Source organism: Limibacillus sp. (genome assembly GCA_037379885.1).
Taxonomy (GTDB): Bacteria; Pseudomonadota; Alphaproteobacteria; order Kiloniellales; family CECT-8803; genus JARRJC01.
This window is the reverse complement of record JARRJC010000078.1, coordinates 1-9,501: the sequence shown is the minus strand read 5'-3', so window position 1 is coordinate 9,501 and position 9,501 is coordinate 1. Positions and strand designations below refer to the sequence as shown.

Sequence of the window (9,501 nt, the reverse complement as noted above, 5' to 3'; positions counted from 1 at the left end):
CGCTCTCGAAATGGCGGCGGCGGGTAGCGGCCTCGCGGTCCTGCCCAGCTCCCTCTCGGCGCTGCTCTGCGAGCGGGGACTTCTGCGCAGGCCCTTCGCAGAGACGGCCTCCTGCCCCTGGAGCTACTACCTGCGGGACAGGACCCCGGCCCCGCGGAGCGCAGTGTCGAGCCTGAAGGCCTGGATACTGGAGAAGGCGGAAGTCAGGTCTGCGTGAGTCTGGGATACCGACCCTCAGAAAAAAGCGAAGACGCGGCTTTCGATGGACTCGCGGGGCTTGGCGTCCGCCGGGGCATGCGGGTTGTCGAAGGCGGTATGGATGGCAAAGCGCGCGCGCCCATCCTTGGCGCTGTCATAGGTTTTCAACAGCAGCGCCTCCTCCGGCGTCATGGAGGGAAAAGCGAGCCAGCGCTGTCCGGGGTTGTAGTGGGCCAGCATCAACTCGCCGATCCGGTCCTTGGCGATTCGCGGCGTTGGGATCAAATCCTCGTCTCTCGCGGACTCGGCGCTACAGAGGGCCAGCAGCGAGGTTTCCGCTGGGTGGCGGATCGCCCGCCAGACATTGACGATGGCGAAACGCCGCGCCAGCAGGTCTTCGGCCTCCTCGCCCATGATGTCGCGCACGCGCTGGGGTCCTGACTTGTCGGTGTAGTCGTTGTGCACCACGGCGGAAGGCTCGCGCGTCCCATGCTGACCGCGCGTCCGGCTGGAAGCGGCGCGGCGGGTGTGGTCGAAGCAGTGGGTGCGCGCAGCACCGGTCGTTTCAACTTCGCGGCTGTAGAGCTTCTCCACGGCCTCTGCGTCGTAGAAGTCGGCGACGGCGCTTTGGTGGCGCAGGAGACGGAAGCCCTCCCGGTCCAGCGAGAGTCCCTCGGCGGCGCGCCCCTCTGCGGTGCGCCCCTCTGCCGCGCGTCCGTCGGCGATCCGGACGGCGTGCTCGGCGTAGTCGCCTTCCAGGTCGAGCTGCGCGTCGGCACCGCCCTGAGAGGCGCGGTAGACCGGCGGAGTGTCGCTGGGCGCGAGGAACTTCAGCGTGGCGGTGAAGCCGGGGGACTCCGTCATTTGCCGCTCCTCAATCCCGCTTCAGGATGCGGTCGACGCTGAGCGGGCCGGCCCCGGCGGCGGCGAGGTAGAGGAAGACGAAGCAGTAGAGCGCCGCCAGCTCGCCGCCGTTCAGAATCGGGAAGAAGTCCCGTCCTGCGTGGGCGTAGAAATAGGCGACCGCCAACATGCCGGAGACGATGAAGGAGACGGGGCGGGTAAAGAGCCCGGCGACGATCAGCAGGCCGCCCACCAGCTCAATCAGGCCCGCGGCGCCGCTCATGCTGGCGGGGGAAGCGCCGCTCATCTGGGTTTCGGGAAAGCTCAGGTACTTCGTGGTGCCATGCTGTAGCAAAAGCAGCCCGGACATGATGCGTAGCGCACTCAAGAGGAAGGGGCTGTAGGGCTTCAAGAACTTCATTCTGTTTCTCCGGCGAGCTGTCGTGAAAGCGCGCCTACACTAGAAAGCGTCCGAGAGCGGGGTCAAGGCGACGCGGTCCTTGGCGGCCAGCAGGGGCGATCACGAGTTGGAGAGCGCTGCCGTCAAGGCGGCGGCTTACTGCTTTCGCCGTTCGCATTCCTTCTTCTGATCACCATATGAGTCATCATCCGGCGGATTGCCAGCGCCTCCAGCCTCGCGATCCGGACCCGGCCACGACACAAGCTTGCGAGCCCTTGAAATCTGCCGGATGCCCGAACCCATCAAAAATGTTATTTTCCCTTTGAGGAGTGCCGCTGCGCCCCGGAGCCTGTTTCGGGTCTGGCGCCATCAGTCGGCGGAGCGACCCGCATGAGCAACCTATCGTCAGAGTTACTGCCGTTCAGCGGCGCGCTGCGTTCCCGCCTTGTGTTCCTAAGGAACTTTCTTCGCGATCCGCGTCATGTGGGCTCGCTGGTTCCCTCGCAGCGGTTTCTCGGCGCCGTGATGCGCGAAATGGTGGAAGAGGTGGCGCCCGGCCCCTTGAGCGTGGCCATCCTCGGCATCGGCACCGGCGCGGTGGGGCGCGCCTTTCGGGGGCAGGCGATCTACGGTTTCGACCGCAGTCCGGAGCTCCTATCCCTGGCGCAGCACGCGCTGCCCGAGGCTGAACTCCGCGAGGCTGACGTCTGCGGGCCCGATTTCTCCTTGGATGCGCTGCCCGGCGACCGGCCGATCGCGGTGGTGTCCTGCATCCCCGTCGTGAACCTCTCGCCCCTCGAGCGCAGGCTCTTCGCAGCGCAGGCGGAGCGTCTGCTGGGCGACCCCCGCGTCCGTTGCTTCCTGCAGTACAGCTACTTGCCCCGCACGCCGCTCAAGATCGGCGGCGCCGAGCACCGCGTCCGCTGGGTCTTGCGCAACCTGCCGCCCGCCGGCGTGCACCTTTGGCGGTCGCCGGATCGGCCGAGCGATGGATTAACTTAACGCTCTTCCCGTTTCCAGGGTCCAGACCACGAGGCGCTTGATCACCTTGTTGAGCGATTCGTCGAGCGCCAGCACCACGGCCTCCAGCGAATTGGCGGTGGCTTCCGTTTTTGCGAAGAAGGACTCACCTTCCAGAATCCGGCGCGAAACGCCGTCTACCAGCTTGGCGTTGATCCGCACGTGGGCGACCGGCAGCGGTCCTTCGAAGTACTCGACCTGGAACTCCCGCAACTCTGACTTCAGCAGGAACTCGGCGCGCAGGCCAAGAGACTGGCTGCCGACGGCCTGGAAGAAACCGGAGTTCTCGAAGGACTCCGTCACCAGCCCCTGGACCATGCGTGGCGCCCGGTCGGTCCAGGCGGCCTGCGCGTAGTACTCCAGGCCGACGGGCGAACGCATCAGGGCGATGCGCGGCACGTCCAGGCCCGCCGAGGACTCGGGCCTGTCGATCAGGAGCGCCCAATCGACAGGCTCCAGATTATCAGGAAAGGTCGACTGCGGCGTCAGGCGGTACAGCTTGGGCGGCGGGCCGGGCTGCGGCAGAAGGCCGGCACAGCCGCCCAGTAGCGCCAGGCCGCCCAGGCCCGCGAGGCCCGCCAAGAAGGGACGGCGTCCCAGCGCCGGGCTCTTATTGCTGTTCGGGCGGTTCATATCCTTGGCTTCCACTTCCGAAGATGAAGGACCCAGGGTCGCGCTCGACCTGCAGCAGCAGGCGGTTCACGTTGTTCACCAGTTCGCGCGCCTGATTGAAGAAGGTGGTGATCTCAAAGAGGCCCTGATTGGAGAACTCGGCCAGCGGCTCGCGGTTCTCGGCCACGAAGCCTTCCAGCGACACGGCCAGCTTCTCGAAGTTCTCCGCCGAATTGCGGATCGCCGTCAGCGTGGCCGCAACGTCGTCATCCGCCTGATCCACCGTTTCGTTCAGCGTTTCGGCGGTGGACCGCAGGGCCCCCAGCGTGGCGTCGGCCTGCTCGGCGAGGCGGCGCGAGTCCGTCGCCAGGCCGTCGGCCAGCGCCGTGATGCTCTCCGCCGTCTGGCCGAAGCGCTCCAGGGTTTCCCCGGATTGCTCGGCCAGGCCGGGCAGCATCTTGGCTGTCTCATCGAGGTTGCCCGCCAGACTGGTCACACTGTCGGCGGTGGTGCCCGCCTTCTCCAGGGTCTCATCCGTGCGGTCGATCACGCCCGGCAATTTGTTCGCGCTCTCGTTCAAGGAGTTCGTGAGCTCGGAGACCCCGTCGGCGGTGCGGCCCACCTTCTCCAGAGTCTCGTTCGATTGGCGCACGATGCCGGGAAGCTCAACTGCAGTGGCCTCGAAGCTGCCCGCCAAAGCGGTCATGGAGTCGGCAGACTGTCCGATCTTGTCGATGGTCTGGCCGGTGCGGTCGACCAGGCCGGGGATCTCGCTGGTCGCGCTGTCAAGGTTGCGCAGCAGGCGCGTCAGCGTTTCCAAGGCGATGGCGACCTGCTCGCGGTTCTCTTCCTTCAGCAGGTCGTTGGCTCTTTGCAGCACGATGTTGGCTTCGCTGAGGACGCTGGGCGCGCTTTCCAGCAACTCCTGAAGGCCGGAGGACTGGGCGACGATAACCGCGCGTTCCCGGCCCGGCGGGGGCTCCAGGGGCGGCGCTTCCTCGGTGCCGCCGCTCAAGAGGATGTAGGCGCCGCCCGCCAAGCCTTGAATGGCGAGCGTGGCGGTCGTGTTGCTGCGCACCGGCGTGTCGGCGTTGATCTGCACCGTGACCAGGATGCGCTCCAGATTTTCAGGGTCGATGGTGATCTCCTCAACCGTGCCGACGTTGATGCCCCGGTAGCTGACCGTGGCGCCGTCGCGCAGCCCTGCGACGCTGCCGGTAAAGGCGATGTCGTAGCGGTCGAAGCGCTGATCCACGCGCAGGTCGGTCAGCCAGCCGACGAAGATCACGCTGCCCAGGAAAAGCGCGATCACGAAAAGGCCGACCAGCAGGTAGTTGGCGCGCGTCTCCATGCTCTACAGCCCCGCCTCCCCTTCGCCGCGCAGCTCCGCCGTCTCGAAAGCGGCCCGGGCGCGCGGCCCGTTGAAATATTCCTGGATCCAGGGATGCGGATCCCGCCGAAGCTCTTCCATCGTGCCGATCTTAACACGCTTGTCGACCAGCACGGCAATGCGGTCGGCGATCGCGGCGAGGGAATCCAGGTCGTGCGTCACCATCACCACCGTCAGGCCCAGCGCGCGCTGAAGGCTGCGGATCAGCTTGTCGAAGTTGTGCGCGCCGATGGGGTCCAATCCCGCGGTCGGTTCGTCGAGCAAGAGTATCTCCGGGTCCAGGGCGAGCGCGCGGGCCAGCCCGGCGCGTTTGCGCATGCCGCCGGAGAGTTCGGAGGGGTATTTGTCCGCCGCGTCCGGATTCAGGCCGGCCATGCCGATCTTCAGCAGCGCCACCTCCCGGCGCAGGCTCGCCGGCAGCCTCAGGTGCTCGCGCAGCGGCACCTCGATGTTCTCGGCCACGGTCAGGGAGGAGAAGAGCGCGCCGTCCTGGAACAGCATGCCCCAGCGGCGTTTGAAGGCATGGCGCTCGCGCGGGTTCATCTCGATGGGCCGCTCGCCCAGGATCTCGATCTGGCCCCGGTAGGGGGTCATGAGACCGACGATGTTCCGCAAGAGCACGGATTTACCCGTGCCCGACCCGCCGACCAGGGCCAGTATCTCGGCGCGGCGGACGCGCAGGTCGAGGTGCTTGTGAATGGAGGTGGCGCCAAAGCGGGTCTCCAGCCCGGTCACCTCTATCGCCAAATCCTTGTCCATCCCCCAGCCCCTCACACACCGATGATGGAGTAGAAGATCGAGAAGAAGGCGTCGAGGACGATCACCAGGAACACGGCCTCGACCACCGCCTTGGTGGTCTGCCGCCCGACGGAAGCGGCGCTGCGGCCCACCTTCATGCCCTCGAAACAGCCGACCAGCGAGATGATGAAGGCGAAGATGGGCGCCTTGGAGAGACCGACCCAGAAGTGGTCGATCGCAACGGCGGCCTGGAACTGCTTCATGAACTGCTCCGGCGTGATGTCCAGCGCGTAGATGCACATGAAAGCGCCGCCCAGTACCCCCAGGACGTCGGCGTAGAAGGTGAGAAGCGGTAAGACCAGCACCAGCGCGATCACGCGCGGCAGGACCAGCACCTGGACCGGGTCCAGACCGATGGTCTCCAGCGCGTCGATTTCCTCGTTCACCTGCATGGTGCCGATCTGCGCGGTGAAGGCGGAACCCGACCGCCCGGCCACGATGATGGCGGTAATCAGGATGCCCATTTCGCGCAATACGCCGAGACCCACGAGATTGACCGTGAAGATCTCCGCGCCGAAGGTCGCGAGTTGGTCCGCACCCTGATAGGCGAGCACGACGCCGATCAGAAAGGCGAGCAGCCCGACGATGGGCAGAGCGTTCAGGCCGGTCTGCTGCATGTGGTTCACGATGGCGGTGAAGGGCAGCCGCCTGGGATTGCCGAGGGCGCGGCCCAGCGTCACGATGGTCATGCCGAGGAAGTTTAGAAGATCGCGCGCCTCAAGCCCGATCGCCACCGTGGCCACGCCGATGCGCTCGACGAACTCCCGGATAATTTCCCGCTTCGGGCCGGGCGCGGTTTCCAACGCTGCGAGATCCGCCACCTGGGCCAAGAGGTCCTTCTGCTCCTCGCGCAGGCCGGTCACCTCCACCTCGGCCCCGGCGTCCCGCCAGGCGCCAATGCGGCGGTAGAGCTGCCAGGCGGCTGCGGTGTCGATCCTCGCCACGCGTTCGAGAGAGACTTCGAGGCGGGTCAAACCCTTGAGGTCCAGGCGGTCGAAGACCGGAAGAAGCTCCGGCAAGGCAGGCAGCCTCCAGTCGCCCGAACAGACCAGCCGTCCGGCCGCTCCATCCCGCAACAACTGAATATCCGCCTGTTCCGCTGCGGCCTCGGCCATGGGCTCCCCTGCCTACCGGACTCTCCAGGGTTCAGGGTGACGCCGCCGGGCAGGCAAGGCAAGCGGCAAGCCGTATCAATTCGGTGATGGAGCTTTGGGCTCTGCGGCGGCTATCTGGGCGCCGGGATTACCGGCAGCTACAGTCTTCGCAGGGGCCGTCGCCCCAGTAGGCCCAGGCCATCTCGACCTCTTCTTGATGATATTCGCGCGCCTTGGGGCCTTCGTCGGGGCCGTCGTAGAGGCCCAGCGTGTGGATCAGGCAGAAGAAACCGCGCGCCGGAATGCGCTCGCGCGACCGGCTGATGACCAGGGAAGCCAACAGCGGACGGCCCGCATCGGCGTCCTCCTGGACAAGCTCTTCCAGCAAGCGGGTCAGACGGTTGATCGACGATCAGCGCCTCGCGCACCGCTTCCTTCAGGCTTAGCTGTTCAAAGGCCTTCTGGACCATCCTTGGCACGTCCTGTCTTTTCTTTCCCACCCCTTTAGAAAGGGAGGCGGCGGGCCGATTGCAAGGGCGGATGCACGGCAGCCCTGCGGACAAGCCTGCCTTCCGACCGCTCGACAGAGGCCGGGCTTTGCGCTATCACCAGCGGCGAAAAATCACCGACAGCGAGGGAGCTTGGAGCGCCATGACCAAGACAGTGGAGCATTTCATCGATGGCAAGGCCGTCGCGGGCCAGAGCGGGCGCAGCAGCCCGGTCTTCGATCCCTCGACGGGAGAGGAGAGCGCCAGGGTCTCCCTGGCCAGCGCCGCGGAAGTCGACGCCGCCGTCAAGTCCAGCAAGGCCGCGCTGGCCGCCTGGTCGGCCACCACGCCGCTCAACCGCGCGCGCGTCCTGTTTCGCTACAAGGAACTGATCGAGAAGAACCACGACCGTCTCGCCGAGCAGATCAGCCGCGAGCACGGCAAGGTCTTCGCCGATGCGAAGGGCGAAGTGGTGCGCGGTCTCGAAGTCGTGGAGTTCGCGACTGGCATCCCGCACCTCTTGAAGGGCGAGTTCAGCGAGAACGTAGGCACCAACGTGGACAGCCATTCGGTCCGCCAGCCGCTGGGCGTCTGCGCGGGCATCACGCCGTTCAACTTTCCGGCCATGGTGCCGATGTGGATGTTCCCCGTGGCCCTGGCCTGCGGCAACACCTTCATCCTGAAGCCTTCCGAGCGTGACCCCTCGACCCCGCAGATTCTGGCCGAGCTGATGCTCGAGGCCGGCGCGCCTGCGGGCGTTCTCAACGTGGTGAACGGCGATAAGGAGGCGGTCGACGCGCTCTTGACCCATCCGGACGTTCAGGCCGTTTCTTTCGTCGGTTCGACGCCCATCGCCGAGTACGTCTACCACACCGGCACCTCGCACAATAAGCGGGTGCAGGCCCTGGGCGGCGCGAAGAACCACATGGTCGTGATGCCCGACGCCGACATGGAGCAGGCGACCGATGCGCTGATGGGCGCGGGTTACGGTTCCGCGGGCGAGCGCTGCATGGCGGTCTCCGTCGCCGTCGCGGTCGGCGAGGCGGGCGATCAGCTGATCGAGCGCCTGACGCCGCGCGTGCAGCAGCTCAAGATCGGCCCCTGGAACGACCCCGAGGCCGAGATGGGCCCGCTGGTCACCGAGCAGCACCTGGAGAAGGTGCGGGGGTACGTGGACCTGGGCGTCGAGGAGGGGGCGAAGCTTCTGGTCGATGGCCGGAACGCCAGCCTCCAGGGTTATGAGAAGGGCTACTTCCTGGGCGGCTGCCTGTTCGACGAAGTCACGCCGGACATGCGCATCTACAAGGAAGAGATCTTCGGGCCGGTGCTCTCCGTTGTGCGCGCCAATGACTACGCCGAGGCGGTGGAGATGATCAACGCACACGAGTTCGGCAACGGCACGGCGATCTTCACGCGCGACGGCGACGCCGCCCGCGATTTCTCCAGCCGCATCCAGGTCGGCATGGTCGGCGTCAACGTGCCGATCCCGGTGCCCATGGCCTTCCACTCCTTCGGCGGTTGGAAGCGCTCCCTCTTCGGCGATCATCACATGCATGGGCCTGAGGGCGTGCGCTTCTACACCAAGCTGAAGACCATCACGTCACGCTGGCCGACAGGCATCCGCAGCGGCGCCGACTTCATCATGCCGACGATGAAGTAGAGGCCGCCGAAACGCCGGCTGAAACGAGAAAGGCCCCGGCATCGCGCCCGGGGCCTTTTTCCTTGAGCGGCGCGAGCCGGTCAGAGGGTCATGAAGGCGGCGCCCAGGATGCGCCCGCTGCCGTTCTCCTGAACCAGCACGGCGCAGCCGTAGCGGCCCGCGTCCGACTCGTTTCCGGCCAGCGGGATGGAGAGGGTCTCCCCCTTCCAGGTGCCGATGGCGGAGAGTTGGCGAACCACGTGGGAATTGACCAGCTTGCGGCCGCCGTTCTCGCCCGCGCCCACCTGCGTCTCGTGCCGTTCGTCGAGAAAGGCGATCCAGACCGTGGCGCCGCCTTTGGGCGCCGGTCCGGCCGGCAGGGACACGCTGTCGCGCGAGAGGAAGACGGGCAGCTTTTCATCCGCCCGGGCCTCTTCTATAGCGCGGGAGACCTGGATGCGGCGCGATCCGACGACATCGATATGGCCGTCGATCACCATCTGCGGTGTGTAGATGAAGCGGTTGCCCAGGTGCGGGCGGTAGTTGCGCTGACGCTGGGTATAGGCCGGGTCGGCGAAGGGGTCCTGCCAGCCAATGTAGTCCCAATAGTCGACGTGGAAGGAGAGCGCGATCACGTCGGGCTGTTCGGTCAACTCGTCCAGCAGGGCGTCGGCCGGCGGGCAGGAGCTGCAGCCCTGCGAGGTGAAGAGCTCGACCACCACCGGCCCCTCTCCCGCCGCGCTTGGCCGGGAAAGCCCGGACGCGATCAGAACCGATAGGCCCGCGAAGGCGGCGATGCGCATGATCTGTTTCATGCCTTTAACCCTAGGCCCTTTCCCCCTCACCGGCGTATCACGTCCGGGTGAGAGCGGCGCGGGGACGGTCTAGCGCCTCTGCCTTGGTGCCCGTGCCGTGATCTCGAAGAGCGCGCGTGAGGTGAGCAGGGCCGCTGGCGCGCCCGTGCGTTTGCAGGCCAGTTCGCATTCCAGCAGGCGGTTGATGGCTTGGCCGAGTCTGGC

At 66.4% G+C, this 9,501-nt stretch carries 11 protein-coding genes; 3 read left to right on the top strand and 8 right to left on the bottom strand.

Going from position 1 to position 9,501, the window contains the following annotated elements; translation table 11 throughout:
- The coding region (locus tag P8X75_14170; protein MEJ1996330.1) for a LysR family transcriptional regulator at nt 1-217 on the top strand (217 nt) is incomplete at its 5' end.
- A 17-nt stretch (nt 218-234) separates the two neighbouring features.
- Here the strand turns inward: P8X75_14170 and P8X75_14165 are convergent.
- Complete coding sequence (locus P8X75_14165) at nt 235-1,062, bottom strand: CmcJ/NvfI family oxidoreductase (protein MEJ1996329.1); 828 nt, start codon at nt 1,060-1,062, stop codon at nt 235-237.
- A 10-nt stretch (nt 1,063-1,072) separates the two neighbouring features.
- Nucleotides 1,073-1,462: a DoxX family protein gene (locus P8X75_14160; protein MEJ1996328.1), complete on the bottom strand. Its 390-nt coding sequence runs from the start codon at nt 1,460-1,462 to the stop codon at nt 1,073-1,075.
- A 369-nt stretch (nt 1,463-1,831) separates the two neighbouring features.
- Between P8X75_14160 and P8X75_14155 the strand changes: the two genes are divergently transcribed.
- Nucleotides 1,832-2,443 (top strand): hypothetical protein, encoded by a 612-nt coding sequence (locus P8X75_14155; protein ID MEJ1996327.1) that lies wholly within the window; start codon nt 1,832-1,834, stop codon nt 2,441-2,443.
- Here P8X75_14155 and P8X75_14150 read toward each other — a convergent pair.
- From P8X75_14150 to P8X75_14130, 5 genes are all read right to left on the bottom strand, one after another.
- Nucleotides 2,435-3,094: an ABC-type transport auxiliary lipoprotein family protein gene (locus P8X75_14150; GenBank protein ID MEJ1996326.1), complete on the bottom strand. Its 660-nt coding sequence runs from the start codon at nt 3,092-3,094 to the stop codon at nt 2,435-2,437. The genes P8X75_14155 and P8X75_14150 overlap by 9 nt on opposite strands.
- Nucleotides 3,072-4,424 (bottom strand): MlaD family protein, encoded by a 1,353-nt coding sequence (locus P8X75_14145; protein MEJ1996325.1) that lies wholly within the window; start codon nt 4,422-4,424, stop codon nt 3,072-3,074. The genes P8X75_14150 and P8X75_14145 overlap by 23 nt, the downstream gene beginning before the upstream one ends.
- Before the next feature lie 3 nt (nt 4,425-4,427).
- Nucleotides 4,428-5,222 (bottom strand): ABC transporter ATP-binding protein, encoded by a 795-nt coding sequence (locus tag P8X75_14140; GenBank protein ID MEJ1996324.1) that lies wholly within the window; start codon nt 5,220-5,222, stop codon nt 4,428-4,430.
- Nucleotides 5,223-5,233: 11 nt separating this feature from the next.
- A complete protein-coding gene (locus P8X75_14135; protein ID MEJ1996323.1) occupies nt 5,234-6,376 on the bottom strand; it encodes an ABC transporter permease in 1,143 nt (380 codons plus the stop codon).
- A gap of 127 nt (nt 6,377-6,503) precedes the next feature.
- Complete coding sequence (locus P8X75_14130; GenBank protein ID MEJ1996322.1) at nt 6,504-6,743, bottom strand: hypothetical protein; 240 nt, start codon at nt 6,741-6,743, stop codon at nt 6,504-6,506.
- A 263-nt stretch (nt 6,744-7,006) separates the two neighbouring features.
- Between P8X75_14130 and P8X75_14125 the strand changes: the two genes are divergently transcribed.
- Complete coding sequence (locus tag P8X75_14125) at nt 7,007-8,503, top strand: CoA-acylating methylmalonate-semialdehyde dehydrogenase (protein ID MEJ1996321.1); 1,497 nt, start codon at nt 7,007-7,009, stop codon at nt 8,501-8,503.
- A gap of 80 nt (nt 8,504-8,583) precedes the next feature.
- Here P8X75_14125 and P8X75_14120 read toward each other — a convergent pair whose 3' ends face one another.
- Entirely contained in the window at nt 8,584-9,297 is a 714-nt protein-coding gene (locus P8X75_14120; GenBank protein ID MEJ1996320.1) for a DUF1223 domain-containing protein, read from the bottom strand.
- Between the last annotated feature and the right edge of the window lie 204 nt (nt 9,298-9,501).